This is a genomic window from Streptosporangium sp. NPDC006013, from assembly GCF_040614275.1.
Taxonomy (GTDB): Bacteria; Actinomycetota; Actinomycetes; order Streptosporangiales; family Streptosporangiaceae; genus Streptosporangium.
In genome coordinates this window covers 1-22,943 of the sequence record NZ_JBEXUE010000037.1, presented here as the reverse complement: position 1 = coordinate 22,943, position 22,943 = coordinate 1, and the positions used below count along the sequence as shown (strand labels likewise).

Genomic DNA, 22,943 nt, shown 5'->3' with positions numbered 1-22,943 from the left:
CTCATCATGTGGAACGGCTAGTGCAGGACGACGACGGCGGCGCGGACCCCGGGATGGGTCTGTAGGGCGGCGGCGATCTCGTCGGGCTCGATCCGGAAACCGCGCCACTTGATCTGGTCGTCCAGACGGCCCAGAAACTCCAGTTCGCCGACCCGGTTCCAGCGGACCAGATCGCCGGTTCGGTACCAGCGGTCGCCGGAACCGGCGCCGGTGACAAAGCGCTGCGCGGTCAGCTCGGGTCGCCTCCAGTAGCCGTGCGCGACCGCTGGCCCACCGACCATCAACTCGCCAGGGGCACCCGGGGGAACCGGGACGAGATGCTCGTCGACGACGCGCAGCCGGAGGTTGGGTAGTGGACCGCCGATGGGAGGGACACCCTCCTGCGGCGAACAGCGGTGGACGGTCGCGCAGACGGTCGTCTCCGTCGGCCCGTAGGCGTTGTACAGGCGCAGACGCGACGCCCAGATACCGGGCAGAGCCGCCGGGCACTGCTCCCCGGCCACGACGAGGTCGGTCAGGCCGGGCACGTCGTCCGGCGCAATCGTGGCCGCGACGGACGGCGGCAGCGTCACGTGCGTCACGTCGCCGCCCACGATAGTCTCGGTCAGGACGGATCCGCTGAGCGGTGGCTCGGGTGGTGGTACGAACAGCCGCGCCCCGGATCCGAGCGCCATGAAGATCTCCCACAGGGACGCGTCGAAGCTCGTCGGCGCGAACTGTAGTACGACGCTGGAGGCGCCGAGGCCGAAGTGGTCACGCTGCCATTGGGCGAGATTGACCAAGCCCCGATGGCCGACGAGCACGCCCTTGGGGCGGCCGGACGACCCCGAGGTGTAGATCATGTAGGCCGGTGCCGCGTCAGCCGCGCCGGCCGTCGGCGTCACCGGGGCGTCGTCCATGGCGAGCGCCCGGTCGACGGGTAGCCGTCGTACCAACGGGGAATCGGAGACCGTGTCTGACCCGTCGGTGTCGGTCAGCACCAGAGCTGCAGCCGAGTCGCTCAGCATGAACGACAACCGGTGTTCGGGATAGCCCGGATCGAGCGGCAGGTAGACGCCCCCGGCCTTGAAGACGCCCAGCAGTGCCGCCACCAACAGCCCTGACCGGGGAAGGCTCACCGCCACGACATCGCCGGAGCGGACGCCCTCACCACGCAGGAGGCGGGCGACGCGGTTCGCCGTGCGGTCGAGTTCCCGGTAGGTCCACGTGCCGTCGTGAGCGTCGACGGCGACTCGGTGCGGGTCGCGTTCGGCCTGGTCCTCGACCAGCGTGTGTGCGGGGTGCTTCGGGAGGGGGACCGTCGTACCGATGCCCAGGGCCAGCAGCGCGCGCTGTTCGGCGTCGTCGAGCAACGGCAGTCGGGCGATCGGGTGGTCGGCGTCGTCGAGCCCCGCTTCCAGGAGCCTCACGTAGCGGCGGGCGTAACTCTCCGCAGCGCCGGAACCGAGCCGTCCGGCGTCTACGACACAGCCGACCGTGAGGCGCTCGTCGGCGGCAGTGAGGGCCATAGCCAGGTCGGCGTCGTTGAGATCCGCTGCCATGGGGGCGTCGCCATGGGCGAACGTGGCCCGGTAGACCGGTGTCCGATCGTCCTCGTCGTAGAGGATTGAGAATGGGTGGTCGCTATGCGGTAGGGCGGCCCGTCGTTGCTCGTCGTTCTCTCGCGCCAGATCTAGCAGCGAGGTTCCCGCCCCGACGCGGGACCGGAACACCATGGACGACGAACCGATCAGAAGGTCCTCGACGGCGGCGTGCCGGTGGAGCAGCGTCTGGTAGGCGGCCAGGAGCACCGCGAAGGGGGACAGCCCCGCGCGATCGCTCAGGTCGCGTAGCCGCCGCGACAGCCCGGTCGGCAGTTCGACCAGGAAGGATTCGGGGACCGGACTGGGCTCCCGCGCCTGCGCGGCACGGTCGACGGGCGGCCCCGACACTGGTGGTGCGTCCGCCACGAGCCTCCGCCAGTGGTCACGTGCCGCGCTCTGTCGGTCAGTCATCGGCGCGAGCCTCCCAAAGCCGTTGCCTGGGCAGCGCCATGAGCCGTTCCAGCAGCTCAGGGTCACCGCACTTTCCTTCAGGCGGGATGCGTAGACCGGTAGCGAGCCGATTCCAGAAGTTCTTCATCGAGACCACACAGCTGATCTCAAGGATCGCCTCGTTATCGAAGTGCTGTCGCAGGTCGGTGACGATGGGGTCATCGACGCTGTGCGGATCGGCGGTCAGGGCCGCGGCGAAACGCAGCGCGGCGGCCACGGGCGGCGGGTATGCCGTCAGGTGGGAGTCTCCCAGCATCAGGAGTTCCTCCGGCGTCCACCCGCTGGTCAGCGCCTCGCCTGCGGCGTCGTCCACGCAGTAACGACAACCGTTGAGCAACGAGGTGTAGAGGCACAGCAGATCCACGAGCCCGGAGTCGATCCGGCGCAGCCGCGCGTAGAGACTGAGCGCCTTGGTCGTGGCCTCCCATACGGCGGGGGAGTGCGCCGTGATCCGGGTCAGGTTGCGCACCCGGCCCTGCTGCTCGGACTCATGGTCGAAGATCGCGCGTATGCGGGTGAACGCCTGGCCGCGCTCCAAGAGCGGCAGCCGGCATCCAACCGTGTCCACTGACGACACATGCATGAACGGTCCTTCCTCGGGAATTCCCACCCCGGTCACGGTGGCGATCGCGTACTCGTCCTCGTGGGACATCGACAGCGCCAGTTCCGCCAGTCCGCGATGCCGGGCCTGCGCGGCGGGCGCGCCATGCAACTCCACCCCGACCGCGCCCGAGGCACTGCGGACGATCTCGATGTCGGTGAATATCGCATTGTCCATTCCCAGCGCCTTGATGACGGCCTCTTTCGCGGCGAACCGAGCCGCGTAGCACGCGGCGCGCGTCGCGACGGGCCGTGCCTCGCAGTACCTCCGCTCCTGATCGGTGAAGATCCTGGTCGTGTAGCGCTCGCCGAAGCGGCTGAGCGACTCCGCTACCCGCGCGATTCGGACGATGTCGGTGCCGACGGTTGCCAGGACGGAGCCGTGCGCCACGACCACCGGTGGCGGCGCGGGGGTCTCACCGTCGACCGTTGGCATGGCGGCGCAACTCGTGGTGGTGATCGGCCACTTTCTGGAACGCCACGGCGAACTGGTCCATCAGCTCCCGGGCCGGGTCTGTGTAGGGAGGAAGTGAGAGCAGGTGCCGCGCGTAGTACTCGGCGTTGGGCAGATCGCGATTCTGGTAACGGCGTCGGTGACCATCGCCCGAGAAGCGCGCCGGGTCGCCGTGACTGACCAGCGGTGGTACGTCGCCCTGGAAGATGTTCTCCTGGTGCAAGGGGATCGCCCCGTACTGTTCCACTGGTACGCCCTCGGCTTGGAGCGCTCGCACGTACGTCTCGATCGGCAGTCCGTCGAGTTCCTCCGGGAGGTAGGTCGGCTTGTAGGTGTAATAGACCTGCCGGTCGACGTGGGGGCCCGCCGCTGGGGGACGCACACCGGGGATCTCGGTGAGCAGTTTGCTGAGGTAGTCGAGGTTGTGCTGGCGACCCGCGATGTACTCCTCAAGGCGATCCATCTGACGGTTAGCCAGTGCGGACGCGAGGGGGTGCATCCGGTAGTTCAGTCCGAACCCGGTGTCGACGTACGGTCGGTAGGCGGCGCTCTCGACCTCTTGCTCCGCGCGAACCTTGAAGTGTCCGAGCAGCACCGCGCGTTCGAAGATCTCGCGATCGCCGGTGAGCAGGATGCCGCCCTGCCCGGCTGAGACGAGTTTCTTGCCCTGGAGGCTGAAGACGGCCACGTCACCGAACGCCCCCACCTTCCGCCCCGCGACCTCCGCGCCGTGCGCGTGCGAGCAGTCCTCTACTACCTTCAGCCCGTGGCGGCGGGCGACGTCCATGACCGCGGGCATGTCGACCGGGTTGCCCCATAGATGCGTCACCACGATGGCGCGAGTCCGGTCAGTGATGCGCCGTTCGAGATCGGCCGGGTCGATGTTACCGGTAAGCGGGTCGGCGTCGACCAACACCGGAATCGCGTTCACCACGAACAGTGGGGTCACCGTGGCGAGGAAGGTGTAGGTGGGGGCCAGCACTTCGTCGCCGGGGGCAAGGCCGAGCCCGAAGTACGCTGAGTGCAGTCCGGTGGTCCCGGAGCTCGTCGCCAGTGCGTGCGGCACTCCGATGTACTGCGCGAACTTGTCTTCGAGTTCTTCGACGTGCCCTTCGCGCCCGTAGTAGGACAGCTCGCCGCGAAGGGTCATATCGGTCAGCAGGCGGGCATCCTCATCGGGGATCGGCGGCCAGGTGTAGAAGACCTGGCCAGTGACGGCCGGTGAGCCGCCGAACAGGGCGAGAGAGTGCGTTCCGGGCATGTTCCGATTCCTCTTCGTCGATCGGTTGGGGTCTTCAGGTCAGGACCGCAGGCGTGTCACCAGTCCCTCCCACCGTTCGATGACATCGTCGCGGTCGCACTTGTCGTCCCAGAACTGCGGCAGTTCCGACACCTTGCCGGAGCTGTGATTCAGGACCACCCGGCGTTCGGTGGTCACCGTGCCAATAGGGAACAGCGGTGTCCCGGCCGTCGCGAAGATTTCCGCCACGGCGTCCCAGCAGGCGGGGTCAACGGTGTAGCCGTGGCTGCGAGGCATGTCGAACCCGAACTCCAGTGCCAGCAGCGCGGGCGGGACGTCGAGCAGTTTGGCGCTCTCGGCCAGTACGGGCGGCACCGGGAAAAGGCCCTCGTCGAGGGCGGCACCGAGGCCGTTAGTCTCGCCGATGGTGTAGAGGAACTCGACGAGCCCGTCGCTCATATCCATGCCGGAGGTGATGGCGCCCGGCTCGCGGCGTACGGCCTCGATGATCGCGCGGTGGGGCGCCAAGGGCAGCAGGTTGTATTCCTCCAACTCAGCACGGGTCGCGGGGTCGAGCTCGTCGAACAGGCCGCGCTTACGCAGGACGTAGCTGGCCCAGCCGACGCCGAGTTCGGTGGTGACCGCGACGCGGTCGCCAGGTCGAGCCCCTCGGCGGCGGATGATGCCCTCCGGGGTCACCGTCCCCCAGCACATTCCGACCATCTCGATGTTGCGGTTGATATCGATATTGCCGCCCTCGATCTGCGCGCCGTACTCATCGAGCACGTCATGCAGGCCCTCGTAGAACTCGTTGACCGTGGTCAGTTCGGTGTCGGCCGGCATCGCCAGGTCGAGCGCGAAGCCCTGGGGTCGAGCGCCCATCGCCAGGACGTCGTTGGCGACGCAGGCGGCCACCCATCGCCCGAAGTACCGCCAGTGCATGCCGTCGGGAAGGGGCCGGTCGATCGGGGAGGGGTGGTCCATCGAGTAGACGACACAGGGCAGGCCGGGAGCACCGAAGACCCGTTCGGGGTCCAGGACCACGCAGTCGTCGAGTGCATCGAGCCGCGCCGTCAGCGCGTACCGCGAGAGCGCCTGCCGGATGAATTGCTTCTCTCCCAGATCCCGGATGCTCTTCATTTATTCCCCTTCTTGTGGAAGCGGTAGACGCTCGAGTGTCGACGACAACGGGATGTTGGAGCGGGTGTCGCCAGCATGCATCGCCAGTAAATAGGTTCCCTGGCAGAAGTCGAGCGGCCGACAACGGTGAGTGTAGGACGCGCCGGGTCGGCATCGTCAAGAGTGAATGGAAATCTCCGGTGTTGGAGCGGTGCTACTTTCGTAGTTTCCTGGACTCGGCTGTCGATCGGGCCACGTTTCTAGATGGGCTACTTTCGCATTTTCGGATTCAACCCCCCAGCTCAGAATGTCACGGTGGTCGGCCCCGTGCCTGGAGTACGTCATTGCCTCTTGGCAGTCATGGTGCTGGAGGTTAAAGTTCCAGGAAGATTGAATTAGCCCGACGATGCGATTGCGGGTGTTCAATGGGGGGCGAATGCGAAGAGGCCGCCTCTGTATTCTTCGATGCGGAAGTTGATGGTAAATGAACTCATTCGCTCTTCTGCATGATTTTCCAGTACTAGCGCAGACACTGTCGGCGGCGGCGAAGTCGAACGCCGCGATCTTCAAGGGCTGGCACGTCGTCTGCGTGCAGCACCTGCACTCGTCGATTGTTCCGCTGGTCGACGCGCTCCTGCTCGGCGGCGCGGGCGTCGCCGACGTTACCGTGGTTGGCAAGTCGTACTCGACGCGCCCGCGCGCGGTCGAGGGGCTGCACGAGCGCGGAGTCCGGGTCGTCGATCCGCAGCGCATGACCGACCCGCGGCACAGCTACGAGATCGAGTTGAACCGGCAGGTGACGACGGTCCTCGCCGAACTGGAGTCCACGTCGGTCATGGAGCGCCTGCTGGTGCTCGACGAGGGCGCGGTGGCGACCAAGGCGCTGACCCGCTTCCCCGAACTCGCCCGCCGCAGTCACGTTGTCGAGCAGACCACCCGCGGCGCGCGCTGGGTCGACCAGGCCGAAGTGGCGTTCCCGGTCGTCGATGTCGCACGGTCGGACGCAAAGGCGTCGTTGGAGGGGCCCCTGGTCGCGCGTTCGATGATCGAGGGTTTGGACACGGTCCTGAACGAACTGGGTATCACCGCGACCCGCGCGGGAATCGTCGGATACGGCCGAATGGGCGCCCGGTTGGCAGGCGAGCTGGTCCGCCGGTTCGACGTCCTGGTCCACGAAAAGGAGCCTGGCTACGCCGAGTCGGCCCGGACTGGCGGCTTCGCCCTGCGTGACTTCGACACCCTGGTCCGGGAGGCCGACATTCTCGTTGGATGCACCGGGGGGCAGATTCTCGACTCCAGCTTCCTGACTGTGCCGACGCACCCGATCCTGCTGGTCAACGGAGCCTCCTCAGACATCGAGTTCGGCCTGTGGGAGCACCGCCGTGCCGAGGCGATCGTGTACGGCGACGATCCGGCGCGCCCCTGGGCCAACCACTACACCATCGGCTCGCTCCCCGGCCAGGTCACGCTGGCGGCGGGCGGGTTCCCGGTCAACTTCTACGGGACCGGCGAGCCGATCTCCGCCCAGAGGTTCCAGCTCACCCGGTCGCTGATGCTGGCCGGTGCTGTCCAGTCGATGGAGCTGACGCGACCGGGACTGGTGCCGCTGGACCCCGACCGGCAGGCCGCGGTTCGCACCGCCTACGCCGCTGCAATGGCCGAGCCGGAGGCTGCACGATGATCTACCTCGACCATGCGGCGACCTCACTGCCCAAGCCGCCCGTCGTCGTGACGGCAATGCAGTCGTACCTGGAGACCGCGGGCAACCCCGGCCGGTCGGGGCACAGGCCGGCCCGTGCGGCGGAGGAGGCGATCTGGGACGCCCGGCGCGCGGTGGCCGACTTGCTGAGCGGCGACGAACCGGACCGGGTGATCTTCACGGTCAACGCGACGACGGCGATGAACACCGCGCTGAATGGGTTGCTGGGACCCGGAGACCGCGTGCTGACCTCGGCATTTGAGCACAACTCGACGGTGCGCCCGGTGCACGCGCTCACCGCGCGTGAGGTGTCGTGGACCGTCGTACCTCCGGCACCCGACTCGCCGCTCGACCTGGAAAGGCTGGAAGCCGAGCTAGCCCGCGGCGGGGTGCGGGTCGTGACTGTCGCGCACGCATCGAACGTGACGGGCGCGGTGATCCCGTTGAAACCGGTGCACGCCCTGGCTCGACACTACGGAGCCGCGCTGGTCGTGGACGCGGCACAGACCGTGGGCCACCTGCCGGTCCATGTTGACGACGCCGACGTCATGGTCTTCGCGGGACACAAGGGGCTGTTCGGCCCGCAGGGGACCGGCGGCATGTACGTCTCGGACCGGGTCGTCATCCGACCCCTGGTACGGGGCGGTACCGGAGGACGCACAGAACTGCGCGACCAGCCCCGGTGGCTGCCCTGGGCACTGGAGTCGGGGACACCGAACGGGCCCGGCGTCGTCGGGCTCGGCGCCGCCGCCCGCGTTCTTCGACAGCAGGATCCGGGCCGCATCAGGCTACGTGAGCGCGACCTCTACGACCTGCTCATGAGCGGGGCACGACAGGTACCAGGGGTGACCTGGCACGGCTGGCCCTCGACCGAGTCGCCGACCCCCGTCGTGTCGATAACCTTCGCGGGGCTGTCCGCCAGCGACGCCTCGGCGTTGCTTGAGGAACGCCACGACATCCTCGTCCGCGGCGGCCTGCACTGCGCCCCCCTCGCACACGAGACGCTGGGCACCGCGCCCGGGGGGACAGTGCGCATGAGCCTGTCGCACCTGAACACCGAGGCCGAGGTCAAGGCGGCCATCGAGGGCATCACCGACGTGGCGGCGCTGGCGCGGAGCCTTCCGGCGAGGAACGGCACGGCAACAATGCGGCCGGCGTCCTCCGGCCGACGACTTTGAGCGAGGGGCCCTTGTGACCGAACGAATCGATGGATGCGTCTTCTGCCGGGACCTGGACACGATCCTGTGGCGGGGGGAGGGGCTCTTCGCCCTTCCCGACTTCGCCCCGCTCACGACTGGGCACGCCCTCATCTGTACCGTCGACCACTATCCGTCCGCTGCCGACCTACCCAAGACCCTGTCCCAGGAACTGGACGAGGTGACCGAGCGCCTGCGAGAGCTGTACCTGAACAGGTTCGGGGCGTTCACGATGTTCGAGCATGGCCGTACGGGCCACTGCCTGAGGCTGAACCCCGCCGAACGGATCTGTCACCATACCCACATCCACCTGCTCCCCCTGCGCGGAGACCTGGTGCTGGCCAGCGGCCTGACCCAGCGCACCGCGTGGAGATGTTGGTCGGACGTCGCTGCGTACGGCTGCGACACCGAGGGCTACGCCATCATCGAGACGACCACGTCGGGCCGCCAGTTCTTCCCCATCAGCCACGAGCTCATGCCCCACTATCTGCGCAGCCGTGCCGCCGAACTGCTCGGCATGCCCAACAACGCGGACTGGGAGCAGCGGGTGGGACTGCTCGCCAACACTGAGTTGCTTAAGGAGTCACGGACTATCCTTACCGAGCTCCTCGGCTCGCTGCCAGCCAGGCATCCAGTATCACGGCGGGCGCGATGAGCCTGTCGGTCGCCGCATGGCGGTCACCGCTCAGCGGACACAACCCGCACCCGCTCCACATTGACGACCAGAACGACTGGATCGACACCAACTGCTACACCGATCTGTGGATCGAACTGCTCCACGGCCTCGGCGCCGACCCCTACCCCATGCTCGCTTTCACGGTCGCTATCGACTTCGAAGGAGATCAGTGGACGTTCTTCAAACCGCCCTTCGAGGACCTCGACCTGCTGTACGGCGTGGAAGTGATCGAACTGGCCGCCTATCGGTCGTTGTTCGACCACTGCGCCACACAGGTTCGCTTGGGCCGCGTCCCGGTGCTAGAGGTGGACGCTCACTACCTGAGGGACGTGCCCGGCACCTATCGGGAGCGGCACCGCAAGACGACCATTGCCGTCGTCGGCATCGACCCGGCGGCGAAGACGGCGACCTACTTGCACAATAACGGCTGCTATCTGGCCGAACCCGCCGACGCCGAGGGAATCTTCCGAACCGGGCGGCACGCGCCTGGACCCGAGACGATGCCGCCCTACATCGAGGCGGTCAGACTGTCGCGGCTGCACCGCCGCACCAGCGACGACCTCATGAGGCTGAGCACCGATTTGCTCGGACGGCACGTCGCGCGGCGAGCGGCCGACAACCCGGTGGCGCGGTTCGCCGCCACCTTCTCCCAAGAGATCGACGACCTCGCCGCGCACGGTCCAGACGCCTTCGAGGGGTACGCGTTCAGCACGCTCCGGCAGCTGGGAGCGGCGAGCGCGCTGCAGAGCCGGTACCTGCGATGGCTGACCAGGGCGCACCATGGAGCCTTCGAAGCGGCAGCCGAAGCGTGCGAACGCATCTCACAGGACGCCAAACGCCTGATCCTAAAGTCGGCTCGTGCGGCTCGGGCCGGTCGGCCGCACCGGGGCGAGGCGCTGCTCGCCTCCATGGCCGAGGCATGGGAACACTCCGAACGGTGTCTGCGAAGTGTCCTGGACGGCGAGATCCGAGGCGGAGAAGAGAGGACCTGATGACCCTGACCGACTGGCGTTATCTGGGCGCTCGCCGAGACAGCGAGGTGCTGCTTGGCGTCAACTTCGACACGGGGCAGACCGGTGCGAACCTCGCCGGCTTGGCCGCCAACCTGCCGGACCTTTCGCTCATCGAACTGGTCTTCCCACCGCCGCAGGCCGATTTCGCCGCCGCGCTGACAGTGACGGAACTAGTGCGCCGGTGGGACAACGAGTTCGCCGAGCACGGCCTGATGGCCCGAGGAGTCATCGGCTACTGCGCCGGTGGTGGCCTGGCACGCGCGATCGCCCGCGCCGCAGCGGCGGAGAGCCCCATGCCCGTCATGATCATCGACCCGAGTCCGGTCATCCCCGACACGTTCTACTGGTCGTTCCACGCCGCTACGGACTCGCTCACCGCTCAGCTCCCGCCGGGAACGGTGGGTCGGGCCAGACAGAAGGCCAAGAGCGCGCTCGCCGCGGCCGGAAGGACCACCAAGCCTCCGACGGCGCTCGCCACGACGCTGTCGCAGGAATACACCGGACTCGTTGCCGCAGCCGGTGCCCGGTTGGGGCTGCACGACACCCTCGTTCGGCAGTTGCGCACCCGCTTCGACGCCTACCTGGCCTATCTGCTGGCCTCGGCGCAGGCGTGGTCGGAGAACGAAAACCAACAGGACGGCGAGTTGGTGTTGTTGTCGAAGGAGCACGTATATGACGAAGCGGACTTCTCTCGGCACCAGCGCTTCCCGCTCGCGCGAGCCGACCTCCTCACCGACCCGACGGTCGCCGGCGTGGTGCTCGACGCGGTCGCCGAGGCCGGCCGCAGGTAACGAGCCGCACAGCACAGCTTGGAGGGGAGACGTCAAATGGCTGCAACACCCGCGGAACGTCTACCGCTGTCGGCCGCTCAGCTGGGTGTATGGTTCGCCCAGCAGGCCGACCCCGACAGCGGTGTCTATCGGATCAGCGGATACGTGGACATCGAGGGGCCGATCGACCCCGTTTCGTTCAAGCGGGCACTGCAGCATGCGCTCGACGAGGCCGAAGCGCTGCGCGCGCGGTTCGGATCGGCGGACGGCTCTCCGTGGCAGAGCATCGACCCGTCCCCCCGATGGGAGTTGACCATGGTCGACCTCACTGACCGGGAGGACCAGTTCGCCGCTGCCGAGGCATGGATGCGCGAGCGAGCCGCCGAGCCGATGGACGTTCTGTCCTGCCCGCTGTTCCGGTTCGCGCTGCTGCGGCTCGGGCTGAACCGGACCATATGGTTCCTGGTCTTCCATCACCTGATCATCGACGGTGCCGGGTGCAACCTCTTCATGCGGCGGGTCGCCTCCCTCTACACCCGGGAACTCACCGGTGAGTTACCTGAGCGGGGCCCGTTCCACCCGTTCGCGGAGTTCCTGCGCGAGGATCGCGAATACCAGGACTCACCACTGCGCATGGCCGACCGGGCGCACTGGATCGGCAGGCTGGCCAACCTGTTGGAGACCACCCGGCCCAGCAGCTGGGCGGCCGATGTCTCACCCACCGTTCTACGCCACAGCACCTGGTTTTCAGCCCCAGAGGCCAACCGGCTGCGGGCGACGGCCCGAGCAGCCGGAACGACGTGGTTCCGGCTGCTCACGGCGGCGGTGGCCGTGTACTTCGGCCGGGTGCGCGGCACCGGCGACATCGTTCTCAGCCTCTCGGCCACCGGCCGCGCGACCCCGATCAGCCGGTGGCTTCCGGCCATGGCGTCCAACGTGCTGCCGCTGCCCATTCGGATCGACGCCGAGGACACCTGGCGCAGCATCGCCGACCAGGTCAACCAGGGCTTCCGGGAACTGCGCGAGCATCAGCGCTACCGCGGCGAGGACCTGCGCCGCGAGACGATGGGGGGTGAACCCGGGCGGTTCTTCGGTCCGCTGGTCAACTTCATTCCGGTGGACCGGTCGTACGTCTTCGGCGGGCGCCGGGCGGCGGCGTATAACCTGTCCACCATGCCTGTCGACGACCTGTCGGTGGTCTGCTACGAGACACTCGACGGCGGGCTGCGCGTCGACTTCGACGCCAACCCCGTCCTGTACGGCGAGATGGAGGTCCAGGACCACCATCGCCGCTTCGCGCGGCTGCTCACCGGGATCGTCGAGGACGGTCTGGACCTGCGCCCGGCGGACCTCGACCTGTTCGACGAGGCGGAACGCCACCTGCTCCTGACCGAGTTCAACGCTACCGACCGGCCGCTGCCCGACCTCACGCTCCCCGAACTGTTCGGCAAGGTGGCCGCCGACCGGCAGGACTCTGTGGTAGTCGAGGACGACGATGGCCAGCTCACCTACCGTGAGCTCGACGAGCGGGCATCGGCCCTGGCGTGTGGGCTGGCGGCGGCCGGGGTCGGCGAGGGCACGCCGGTGGCCGTCCTGCTGCCCCGCTCGGCGCACCTGGTCACGGCCGTCCTGGCGATCGCCAAGTCCGGCGGTGTCTATGTTCCGCTGGACGCCCGCTACCCGGCGTCCCGGATGGCGATGATCGTCGAGGACGGTGGCGCCGAGGTCCTGGTGGTCGACCGTTCGACGGCCACTCACCCGTTCGTGACGAACGCCTGCCTGACCACGTTGCGCGCCGACGAACCCGGTCCGCCGGGGGTTCCGCCGCGCCCACCGGGCGACCCGTACCGGCCCGCACAGGTGATGTACACCTCCGGCTCGTCGGGGCGGCCTAAGGGCGTGGCGATCACCCACCGCAACATCGTCGCGCTCGCCATGGACCGCATGTTCGCCACCAGCGCGCACGAGCGGGTCCTGCTGCATTCCTCGCACGCCTTCGACGCCTCGACCTTCGAGATCTGGGTACCGTTGCTCACCGGCGGCCGGATCGTGGTCGCCCCGCCGGGGGAGGTCGACCCGGCCGTGCTCCGCCGCCTGGCCGACACCGGAAGGATCACCGCGCTCTGGCTGACCGCCGGGCTCTTCAGCGTGATCGCTGACGAGGAACCCGACTGCCTGCGCGGCGTGAAGCAAGTATGGACCGGCGGAGACGTCGTGTCTCCGGACGCCGTCCGCCGCGTCATGGCGGCTTGCCCGGACCTCGCCGTCGTCAACGGTTACGGGCCGACGGAGACCACCACCTTCGCGACCTGCCACCCGATCACCGAACCGCCCACGGGAGCCGTGCCCATCGGCAGGCCGATGGACAACACCCGCGTATACGTCCTCGATCGGGAACTGCGGCCGGTCATTCCTGGCACCGTCGGCGAGATTTACATCGGCGGCGCTGGTGTCGCCCAGGGTTATCTCGGTCGGCCTGAGCTCAACGCCGAGCGGTTCCTGTCCGACCTGATCCGACCGCAGGAGCTCGTGTACCGCACAGGTGATCTCGGTCGGTGGGACGACTCGGGACGGTTGTGGTTCGTCGGCCGTGTCGACGACCAGGTGAAGGTCCGCGGATTCCGGGTGGAGCCGGGTGAGATTGAGTCGGCGGCTCTCCGGCATCCCGGCATCGCGCACGCCGCCGTCGTGGCGCGCCCGGTGGGCGTGGGCGACCGTCGGCTGGTCGCCTACCTCGTGCCCGACACCGCTGCGCGCGCCGACGGAGCCGGAGACGGACACCGGGTCGACGAGTGGCGTCAAATCTACGAATCGCTGTACGGCGGGTCGCCGGACGTCACCCTGGGAGAGGACTTCACAGGCTGGAACTCCAGTTACGACGGCGAACCGATCCCGCTTGAGGAAATGTGCGAATGGCGCGACGCCACGCTGGACAGACTCGTCGCCCTGCGCCCGAAGCGGGTCCTGGAGATTGGGGTGGGCACCGGGCTTCTGCTCGCGAAGCTCGCGGCCCGATGCGAGGCGTACTGGGGCACGGACTTCTCGGCCGAAGTGATCGCTGGTCTGGAACGGCAGGTCCGCACCCGTGACAACCTCGCCTCGCGGGTGACCCTGCGCCAACAGGCCGCCTGCGATTTCGACGGACTTCCCAAAGGCTGGTTCGACACCATCGTGTTGAACTCGGTCGTCCAGTACTTCCCATCCGCGCGCTACCTATCGGAGGTGCTGCGGGGCTGTGTCGACCTGCTCGCGCCAGGGGGTTCACTGTTCATCGGAGACGTGCGCATCGCCCGTTTGCTCCGCTGCTTTCACAGCGCCGTCGGGACCCGCCGTGACGGTGGTGCCATGGCACCTGACACTCTGCGGCGGACTGTCGAGCAGAGCATCCTGCTGGAGAAGGAACTGCTGCTCGACCCGGAGTTCTTCGGGCAGACGGCCCGTAGTCTGCCGGGCGTCACAGGCATCGACATCCGGCTCAAGCGCGGCCGTCATCACAACGAACTGTCGTGCTACCGGTACGAGGTCGTACTCCATAAAGAACCTGCCAAGGTCCTCGCGTTTGACGACGTACCATCACTGACCTGGGGGCAGGATGTCGTTGACTTGGACGACCTGCGCTCTCACCTCGCGGAGCACCGCCTCGGGCAGCTTCGGGTGAGCAGCGTCCCCAACGCCCGCCTCACTGCGGATCTGAACGCCGCCTCCGATCTGTGGGGCGAATCGAGCGCCTCCGACAAGCTTCCGCCCGCGCCCGACGTGGAGGACTTCCACCAGCTCGGTGACGACCTGAGGCTGTGGACCGCCGTGACCTGGTCGCCGACCGCCGCTGGTCGGCTCGATGTTCTGTTCGCCGACCGCGACCTTGCCGCCTCAGCCGTCCCGTCGGGCACCTATCGCCTGTCATCTGACGAGGGAGAATCGGCTCCGGAAAGGCACGCTACGACCCCGGCCGACGCGGACGACCTGGCCGCACTCGTGACCTCGGTGCAGGACCTGCTGCGGGAAGAACTCCCCGACTACATGGTGCCCGCTGTGGTGATGCTCGACAGGTTGCCACTCACCGCTAACGGCAAGATCGATCGTGCCGCGCTGCCCATCCCCGTCCTCGGTGGAACCGGCCGCCCGCGCACCCCGCGGGAAGAGGTGCTGCATCACCTGTTCGCCGAGGTCCTAGGACTCCCCGAGGTCGGGGTGGACGACGGCTTCTTCGATTTGGGCGGCCAGTCCCTGCTGGCTCTCCGCCTGACCAGCAGGATCCGCAACTCCCTTGGGGTGAAACTGCCGCTCAGCGCGCTGTTCGAGACGCCGACGATCGCCGGACTCGCTGCTCGACTGCGGCCGGGCGGCAAGAGGCGGCCGAAGCTGAGTCTCGGGCAGCGCCCCGCGAGACCACCGCTTTCGTTCGCCCAGCATCAACTGTGGTACCAGTACAAAGTGGAGGGGCCGAGCTCGACTTACAATGTTCCGCTCGCAGTTCGGCTCACCGGGCGGCTCGACCTGGGAGCCCTGCGTCAGTCGCTCGCCGATGTCGTCGCACGGCACGAGCCGCTGCGCACCCTGCTGCCCGATCAGGAGGGCGAGCCCTACCAACACGTGCTGGAGCCGTCGGAGGCGATCCCACGACTCAATCTCAGAACGGTCTCGGCGGCCGACCTTCCCACGGTGATCGACGAGGCCGCGCGGTACCGTTTCGACCTGGCGACCGAACAACCGATGCGTGCCTGGCTGTTCCTCTTGGGCGAAAACGATCATCTCCTGCTGCTGGTCCTGCACCACGTCGCCTGCGACGGTTGGTCGCTGCGCCCGCTCTGCGCGGACCTCGCCACCGCGTACGCGGCGCGATCCGAAGGTGCGGTCCCGCACTGGCCGGAACTGCCCGCACAGTACGTCGACCATGCGCTCTGGCAGAACGCCCTGCTCGGCGACGGCAGGGAACCCGACGAGACCATCACTCGGCAGCGCGACTTCTGGGTCGCCAACCTCGCGGGACTACCCGACGTGCTGCCACTGCCCACCGACCGGCCGCGGACACCGACACCCTCCTACACGGGAGACGTAGAGCCGTTCACGATCGACCGTGAGCTGCACGCACGGATGCTGAGGCTGGCACGTTCACGCAAGGCCACTCTTTTTATGCTCGCGCAGACCGGCTTCGCCGCGCTCCTGAATCGACGCGGAGCCGGATGCGACATCCCCCTGGGAACACCGGTCGCGGGGCGGTCGGAGGAGACCTCCGACCTGGTCGGCTGCTTTGTCAACACCCTGGTGCTGCGCACCGACGCCTCGGGTGACCCGACCTTCGATGAACTACTGGCCCGTGTACGCCGCGCCGACCTGGCCGCCTACGACAACCAGGAGTTCCCCTTCGGTCTCGTCGTGCGGGAGGTGAACCCGGCTCGCGCCGCCGACCATCACCCACTCTTCCAAGTGGGAATGTCGCTGGTCGATGTCCCCGACCAGGTGTTAGACCTTCCCGAGCTCACCGGGGAGCTGCACTTCACGGGGGCCGGATCAGGCCGATTCGACCTGTGGCTGCTGGGCCACGACCGCCGCGGCCCGGATGGGGAACCCGTCGGGATCGACGGCTATTTCGAATACAGTGCCGACCTGTTCGAACCGGCGACCGTCCGAGGGTTCGCGGCAGAGTTCGTCCGGCTGATGCGTGCCGGCGTCGAGAATCCCGACATGCCCATCGGACATGTCGATCTGCGGTGAAGGGAACCGGCATGAGCGAGCCGCAGGCTGTGGAGCCCAGATACATCGACCTTACGGATCCCGCCAGTTTCGTTGTCAACGATATGTACGCCTACTGGCGTACACTCCGCGCCAGCACACCGGTGTACTGGCATCCGGCCGGTGCCTCCGGTCCGGGTTTCTGGGTCCTCAGCCGATACGCCGACATCATGGAGGTGTACCGGGACGGCAAACGGTTCTGCTCCCAGTACGGCAATGTCCTGACCACCCTGCTTCAGGGCGGCGACTCGGCGGCGGGCAAGATGCTCGCGGTCACCGACGGGCTCCGGCATCGCGAACTGCGCAACGTCCTCGTCAGGGCGTTTTCACCACGCACGCTCGACCGGGTGGCCGCCGCCGTGCACGCGGAGACCGGACGACGTATGGCGGAGGTGGTGCGGCACGGAGAGTTCGACTTCGCCGAGGACGTCGCCGCGACGATCCCGATGAACACGATCTGCGACCTGCTGGCGGTTCCACCGACCGACCGAGAGCACCTGTTCGGGTTGAACAAACAGGCGCTTAGCTCGGACGACCCAGAGGCTGGCTTCTCGGAGGCGTGGACGGCCCGCAACGAGATCCTCCAGTACTTCCTGGGGCTTGCTGCGGACCGACGAGCCCATCCGGGAGATGATGTCGTCAGCGCGTTGGCGAGCGCTGCGATCAACGGCCGTCCGTTGTCGGACGAGGAGATCGTCTTCAACTGCTACAGCCTGATCCTGGGCGGCGACGAGACCAGCCGCCTGTCGATGATCGGCGCGGTCCACGCGCTGGCCCACCACCCCGACCAGTGGGCGGCCCTGCGCGCGGGGACGGCCTCGATGGACACCGCGGTGGAGGAGGTGCTGCGCTGGACCAGCCCGACTATGCATTTCGGTCGCACGGCCACAGTGGACACCGTGATCGGCGGTGAGGCCGTACGCGCAGGCGACCGGATCACTCTGTGGAACACCTCGGCCAATCGTGACGAGCGCGCGTTCGACGACCCAGACCGTTTCGACCTCGGCAGACGTCCGAACCGTCACCTCACGTTTGGGCACGGCCCGCATTTCTGTCTGGGTGCCTATCTGGCCCGAGTCGAGATCACCGCGATGCTAGCCTGGTTACGTGAGTTGGTGACCGGCATCGAACTGCTTGGCGCGCCTCGCCCCATTTATTCGAACCTGCTGGGAGGCTTCAGCAGCCTCCCAGTCCGTTTCAGACCGACCACCTGACCGAGCCGCATACGGCGAGAACCGTGACTCTCCTTGTGCTGATCGAAGCCAAGCCCCGATTTTGGCCCTCCAGATGATCCTGCTGGTTAACTCAGGTTCATGAGGCCAGGGCGAGTTCGGCCAGTTCAAGGCGGGCTAGTAGTACTTCGTTAGGTTTGTTCTGGTGGGTGGTGTTCTGGCCGTGCTGCGGCGGGTATGTCGCGGTGGCAGGTGGGGCACACGCCGGTCCATGCGCGGATGAGGTCCTGGAGCGCGGCCAGGACCTGGTAGTTCGTCAAGCGGCCGCGGGCTTTCGGGTGTGGTTCTTCCGGCGGGGTTGGTAGGGCTTGCGGTCGCGGAGCATGGCGTAGATGACGTCTGAACGGCAACGGGCGAGGCAGATCAGGGCGGCGTTGTGCTTCTTGCCCTCGGCGCGCTTCTTGTCGTAGTACTCCCTGCTTTCGGGGTCGGACAGGGACGCGAACGCGGCGAGGAACATGGCCCGTTTCAGTGCCTTGTTGCCGCCCTTGGGCGGGTGTTCACCCTTGATCGAAGAACCGGAGCGGCGGGTCACCGGGGCGAGCCCGGCGTAGGCGGCGAGGTGCCCGGGGGTGGCGAAGGCGGAGATGTCGCCGATCTCCAGCAGCAGCCGTGCGGTGGTCCTGATCCCGAGCCCGGGCATGGTGATCAGGACCTTGGCGAGAGGGTGGGCATCAAGCATCGCCTCTACCTCGGCTGCGACCTGTCTGCGCTGGTCGAGCACGCTTCGTAGCGATCGCGACAGGCGGGGTAGGACGGTCTCGGCCGCGCTGGTTCCGGGGACGACGACTGTCTGGGCTTCAAGCGCGACCAGGACGTCGTCGACCATGCGGCCCGCCATGCGTGGAGCCAGTGGCCGGGCGATGGTCAGGAACTGCTCGCGTCCGGCGTCTCGCAGGCCGTTCGGGCCGCCGAAGCGTGCCAGGAGCTCCAGAGCGGCGGGATGGTGCAGGCGCGGCCCAAGCGCCCGCTCCAGCGCTGGGTGGATGGTGACGAGCAGTCCGCGGATCCGGTTGGTCACCCGGGTCGCCTCGGCGGCCAGGTCATCGTCGAATCCGACGAGAACCTCCAACTCGGCGAGGGCTTCGTCGCCGGCGTCAACACGTCGAAGTGTGTGCGGCAAGGTGCGAGCGGCGTCGGCGATGATGAACGCGTCACGGGCGTCGGTCTTGGCGTTGCCGGGGTGCAGGTCGGCCAGGCGGCGCATGGTCAGGCCGGGCAGGTAGGCGACCTGGCAGCCTTCGGTGCGAACCACGGCGACGGGCAGTGCGCCGATGGAGGCGGGCTGGTCGACCACGACGAGTACTGGCCCGTGGGTCTTGAGCTTGCCGAACAGCGCGTGCAGGCGCTGCTCGTCGTTGGGCAGGGGCTTATCGTGAAGTTTCTTGCCGCGAGGGTCCAGGGCGCAGGCGTGGTGTTCGCCCTTGCCCACGTCTAAGCCGACGAACACCGCGTAGTCGACGCTCATGCCAGTACTCCAGTTCGGGGGTTTGGCCTGGTCACAGATCTGGCGACGGCAGCCGGCATCCACGTTACGGCGAGACGATCTTCTTCGTCACAAGACAGCGCCTTGTCCCTATTAGCGGTCCACCGACGCCACCAGGCCCGGTGACAACACCCCCCGGATCATCGAAACGACAGGGGCAATCAGTCATGCCGGGCCGGGTGACCTGGCTCCCCGACTCTCATCGGGGACGATCAAAAGGTAACGGGCGTGATGACGAACACGTTGGCGATTGCGCGGGTCGGTGACTGCGACGCGCGGGTCCGCCTGCCTGAGGATGTCGGCGGCTGGCAGGCCGCTGTCGCGTCGCCGGACACGCTCGGTGTGCACAAACAGGATGCGGAGGTGCGGCTGCCGATCCTGGCGCGGCTGGCCGGAGAGGTCGCCCACCCTGAAGACCAGCAGCTGTTCACCGAGGTCGCGTCGATCGGCGGGCTTCAACACCACTCACGCCGCGGACGTGCTCACGGTTTTCCTCTTTCCTCGACGACTACGTCCGGGACGTCGTGGGCAGGCCAGATGGTTCCCGCGGCCAGCTGTGGGCCTGCTTGGAGAGGTTGTGTCGCGGGCGTAGACGCGGCCCCGCATAGGATTACGACACGTGTGTTCCCCAGGCCGCTCCCGCTGAGGCGGGGGCGGTCTTCTGGTTGGCTGCTGGTCAAGGGCATGTTGACGGTGAAAGCGAACGCGTCAGTGTTGCTTATATCGAAGATCCGCGCGACAGGTCACGCCGGTGACACGGTTGTTAACGCTCCTCAATCCTGCATGATCTAGACGTCGCCCCGGTGCTCTGACCGGCTACTGCCGGTCGGCTGCATCAGGGCTGAGGGCGCCTGCTGATTCCGGTGCGCCGCCTATCAATCGCGGCTCCCCGGTGGTCGCCGTAGAGTGGGCCGATCTGCAAGGCTGTTCCTTACGAATGGGTCGAAACTCATGGATAACGAGTTGACGTTAATGGCCGTTCACGCCCATCCCGACGATGAGGTGCTCGGCACGGGGGGTGTCTTCGCCAAGTACGCAGACGAGGGCGTCCGCACCGTCCTTGTCACCTGTACGAATGGTGAGCAGGGTGACGGCCCCGGCGGGGTGAAGCCGGGGGATCCTGGCCACGACGAGGCGGCGGTGAGCGCGCGGCGGCTGGACGAGCTTCGCGAGTCCGTGGCTCATCTAGGGATCGACCACTTGGAGTTGCTCGGCTACCGCGACTCGGGCATGGTCGGCTGGGCCGCCAATAAGGCACTGGATTCCTTCGCTAACATTCCGTTCGAGCAGGCCGTGGGCCGGCTCGTCGCGCTGATGGAGCGCTATCGCCCGCAGGTCGTCGTCACCTATGACGAGAACGGCGGCTACGGCCATCCCGACCACATCCAGGCTCACCGGATCGCGGTCGCCGCGACCGAGGCCAGCGGGATTCCCGGCAAGCTCTACTACACGGCGGTGCCCCGCGAGCGGATCGCCGAGATGTTCGCCTATCTCCGCTCGACCGGTGCCGCCCCCGAGGACCTGGAGCTTCCCGACGACTTCGGCGTCCCCGAGGAGCAGATCACCACCGTGGTCGACGTGGCGGACCAGGTGGAGCGCAAGCGCAAGGCGCTGGAGGCGCACGCGAGCCAGGGCGAGAACATCTTCCTGCTGCGCATGCCCGCCGAGGCCCAGCACCGGGCGTTCGCGCAGGAGTCCTTCATCCGCCGGCTCAACCGCGTCCCGGCCGCAGCCGACCGTGAGGACGACCTCTTCGACGGTCTCCGTTAGCGCGCCGGCCGGAAACGTTCACCCGGTCGAGTGACCCTCGATCTCCAGCCGCGGGCTCGGCCGGAGCGACTGTCGCGGAACCGGCGAGGATTCGGGGTCTCCGCCAGCCACGCTCCGGTACCGAAGTCGAGAAAAGCCTGGTTCGCCACTGGTCATCACCTTTACGATCTTTTCGCTGGTGAGCAACCGTGGAAACCCAGGGGAGTAAACGGTTATGCGGGATCGACGGCTCCTCGTGCTGGCCGCCTCGGCGGTCGCGATCGTCGCCTTCGGCGTGTACGGGGTGATGGCGGCACCGGGGGCCGTGGTGGCCTCGCCGTCGCCGCGGTCCACGCCCACCGAGGAGCCGCGGCCCGACCCGAGGCTGACCCTGTCCGATCCGGCACCGGTCACACCGACCCCGGTCGCACCGAACCCGCAGGACGGTCCCGCGCAGGCCGGGGCGAGATACCTCACCGCCTGGCAGGCCGGTGACCTCGCCGCCATGGCGGACCTGGTCGCCGACCCCCCGGCCGACTTCGCCGACCGGCACCGCAGGTTCGACGCCGACCTGCGGGCCTCGTTGTCCTCCCTCGCCCCCGGCGAGCTGCACCGTGAAAGCGAGGCGGCCGAGTTGTCCTTCACCGGGGTGAGGGAGGTCGCGGGGCTGGGCCGCTGGCCGTTCACCTCGGTCCTGCGCCTGGTGATGCGGGCGGACACCTGGAAGGTGCTCTGGAGTCCGGAGACGATGCACCCGGCGCTCAAGGACGGCGGGCGCCTGGTGCTGAAGGAGACGGAGGTCCGGCGCCCGGCCACGCTGACCCGCGAGGGGGTGCCGTTCCCCCGCGACAGCAGGGCGGGCGACTACTTCACCGGGCTGGGCGACACGGTCCTCGATGTGAAGCTGGAGGAGGAGAGCTCCGGCCGGGTGCTGCTGGCCTCCCCGCCCCGGCCGCCCTCGGGGAGGAAGACCACGATCTCCCAGCCGGTCCAGGCCGCCGCCGCCCGCGCCCTGGACGGTGTCGGGCAGCCCGCCGCGATCGTGGCGGTGGACATCAAGACGGGCCAGGTGCGCGCGGTGGCGGACGGGCTGGGCCGCATGGAGGCGTTCAACGGCCTCTACCCGCCGGGCTCGACGTTCAAGGTGGTGACCGCGGCCGCGCTGCTGCACAACGGCATGACTCCGGAGTCGCAGATGGCCTGCCCGGCGGGCTACACGATTCCGAACGGCCGGAGTTTCACCGACTCCGACGGTGTCGACCACGGCACCGTGAGCCTCACCACGGCCTTCGCGCTCTCCTGCAACACCACCTTCGCCCAGCAGGCGTACGAGCGGCTGCGCGACGACCGGTTGCGTGCCGAGGCGGCGGACCGGTTCGGGTTCCGGGAGAAGCCGGGGCTGAGCTCCTGCCGGATCCAGCCGTACGAGAGCACGGACCAGCTGGGTTCCGACGCCATCGGCCAGAACTCGGTGCAGGCCAGCCCGCTCTGCATGGCCGAGGTCGCCGCCGCGGTCGCGAGCGGCGTGTGGAGACCCGCGATCACGACCGCCGAGCCCCCCGCGGACTCGCCGTCGCCGGTGCCGCTGGGCGATGAGGTGGCCTCGGGCCTGCGGACGATGATGGGCGCCGTGGTCAGCCGGGGTACGGCCGCCGGGGCGGGCCTCCCGCCGGACACCGCCGGTAAGACCGGTACCGCCGAGGTCGAGAACGGAGAGGACCACGCCTGGTTCATCGGCTACCGGGGCTCCCTGGCCTTCGCGGTGTTCGTCCGGCACGGCGGAGCCGGGGGCGCGATCGCGGCGCCGATCGCCGCGAGGTTCCTGAACGCCCTTTGACGACAGAGGCGGCAACCGGCCATGGGCGGAGAACGGGCTAACGTACGGAGGGTGTATGTGAAGATCTGCGGGCTGCGTGAGCCCGGACATGTGGCGGCCGCCGTCG

15 protein-coding genes are annotated in these 22,943 nt (G+C 67.9%); 9 read left to right on the top strand and 6 right to left on the bottom strand.

What is annotated here, in order from left to right; genetic code table 11:
• Positions 1-17: 17 nt before the first annotated feature.
• Genes ABZ260_RS08660 through ABZ260_RS08645 form a run of 4 tightly spaced genes read right to left on the bottom strand, consistent with a single transcriptional unit; the run spans position 18 to position 5,467 of the window.
• Positions 18-1,994, bottom strand: coding sequence for an amino acid adenylation domain-containing protein (locus tag ABZ260_RS08660; protein WP_355614528.1), 1,977 nt, complete (start codon positions 1,992-1,994; stop codon positions 18-20).
• Positions 1,987-3,069, bottom strand: a complete 1,083-nt coding sequence (gene acpS / locus ABZ260_RS08655; protein ID WP_355614525.1) for a holo-ACP synthase — start codon at positions 3,067-3,069, stop codon at positions 1,987-1,989. The genes ABZ260_RS08660 and acpS overlap by 8 nt, the downstream gene beginning before the upstream one ends.
• On the bottom strand, positions 3,050-4,348 hold the full coding sequence (locus tag ABZ260_RS08650; protein ID WP_355614522.1) for a DegT/DnrJ/EryC1/StrS family aminotransferase: 1,299 nt from the start codon (positions 4,346-4,348) through the stop codon (positions 3,050-3,052). Before ABZ260_RS08650 ends, acpS begins: the two co-directional genes overlap by 20 nt.
• A 39-nt stretch (positions 4,349-4,387) precedes the next feature.
• Complete coding sequence (locus ABZ260_RS08645) at positions 4,388-5,467, bottom strand: AIR synthase related protein (RefSeq protein ID WP_355614519.1); 1,080 nt, start codon at positions 5,465-5,467, stop codon at positions 4,388-4,390.
• Between the two features lie 463 nt (positions 5,468-5,930).
• Between ABZ260_RS08645 and ABZ260_RS08640 the strand changes: the two genes are divergently transcribed.
• Genes ABZ260_RS08640 through ABZ260_RS08610 form a run of 7 tightly spaced genes read left to right on the top strand, consistent with a single transcriptional unit; the run spans position 5,931 to position 17,747 of the window.
• Entirely contained in the window at positions 5,931-7,127 is a 1,197-nt protein-coding gene (locus ABZ260_RS08640; RefSeq protein WP_355614516.1) for a hypothetical protein, read from the top strand.
• On the top strand, positions 7,124-8,323 hold the full coding sequence (locus ABZ260_RS08635) for an aminotransferase class V-fold PLP-dependent enzyme (RefSeq protein WP_355614514.1): 1,200 nt from the start codon (positions 7,124-7,126) through the stop codon (positions 8,321-8,323). Before ABZ260_RS08640 ends, ABZ260_RS08635 begins: the two co-directional genes overlap by 4 nt.
• A 13-nt stretch (positions 8,324-8,336) precedes the next feature.
• The gene (locus ABZ260_RS08630; RefSeq protein WP_355614511.1) at positions 8,337-8,996 is read left to right on the top strand and encodes a hypothetical protein; all 660 of its coding nucleotides are present in this window, start codon (positions 8,337-8,339) and stop codon (positions 8,994-8,996) included.
• Positions 8,993-10,009, top strand: coding sequence for a DUF1839 family protein (locus tag ABZ260_RS08625; protein WP_355614508.1), 1,017 nt, complete (start codon positions 8,993-8,995; stop codon positions 10,007-10,009). The genes ABZ260_RS08630 and ABZ260_RS08625 overlap by 4 nt, the downstream gene beginning before the upstream one ends.
• Positions 10,009-10,821 carry a hypothetical protein gene (locus ABZ260_RS08620; RefSeq protein WP_355614505.1) on the top strand — a complete coding sequence of 271 codons (813 nt, stop codon included), beginning with the start codon at positions 10,009-10,011 and terminating at the stop codon, positions 10,819-10,821. Before ABZ260_RS08625 ends, ABZ260_RS08620 begins: the two co-directional genes overlap by 1 nt.
• Before the next feature lie 36 nt (positions 10,822-10,857).
• Entirely contained in the window at positions 10,858-16,515 is a 5,658-nt protein-coding gene (locus ABZ260_RS08615; protein ID WP_355614502.1) for an amino acid adenylation domain-containing protein, read from the top strand.
• Between the two features lie 11 nt (positions 16,516-16,526).
• Entirely contained in the window at positions 16,527-17,747 is a 1,221-nt protein-coding gene (locus ABZ260_RS08610; RefSeq protein WP_355614499.1) for a cytochrome P450, read from the top strand.
• A 274-nt stretch (positions 17,748-18,021) separates the two neighbouring features.
• On the opposite strand, the gene ABZ260_RS08605 is transcribed toward ABZ260_RS08610, so the two are convergent.
• Positions 18,022-19,233 carry an IS110 family transposase gene (locus tag ABZ260_RS08605; RefSeq protein WP_355614496.1) on the bottom strand — a complete coding sequence of 404 codons (1,212 nt, stop codon included), beginning with the start codon at positions 19,231-19,233 and terminating at the stop codon, positions 18,022-18,024.
• 183 nt (positions 19,234-19,416) lie between these two features.
• Positions 19,417-19,710 (bottom strand): hypothetical protein, encoded by a 294-nt coding sequence (locus ABZ260_RS08600; RefSeq protein ID WP_355614493.1) that lies wholly within the window; start codon positions 19,708-19,710, stop codon positions 19,417-19,419.
• Between the two features lie 513 nt (positions 19,711-20,223).
• On the opposite strand from ABZ260_RS08600, the gene ABZ260_RS08595 reads away from it, so the two are divergent.
• Together ABZ260_RS08595 and ABZ260_RS08590 are read left to right on the top strand one after the other, a co-directional pair.
• Positions 20,224-21,021 (top strand): PIG-L family deacetylase, encoded by a 798-nt coding sequence (locus ABZ260_RS08595; RefSeq protein WP_355614490.1) that lies wholly within the window; start codon positions 20,224-20,226, stop codon positions 21,019-21,021.
• Between the two features lie 214 nt (positions 21,022-21,235).
• Positions 21,236-22,837 carry a penicillin-binding transpeptidase domain-containing protein gene (locus ABZ260_RS08590; RefSeq protein WP_355614487.1) on the top strand — a complete coding sequence of 534 codons (1,602 nt, stop codon included), beginning with the start codon at positions 21,236-21,238 and terminating at the stop codon, positions 22,835-22,837.
• Positions 22,838-22,943 lie beyond the last annotated feature (106 nt).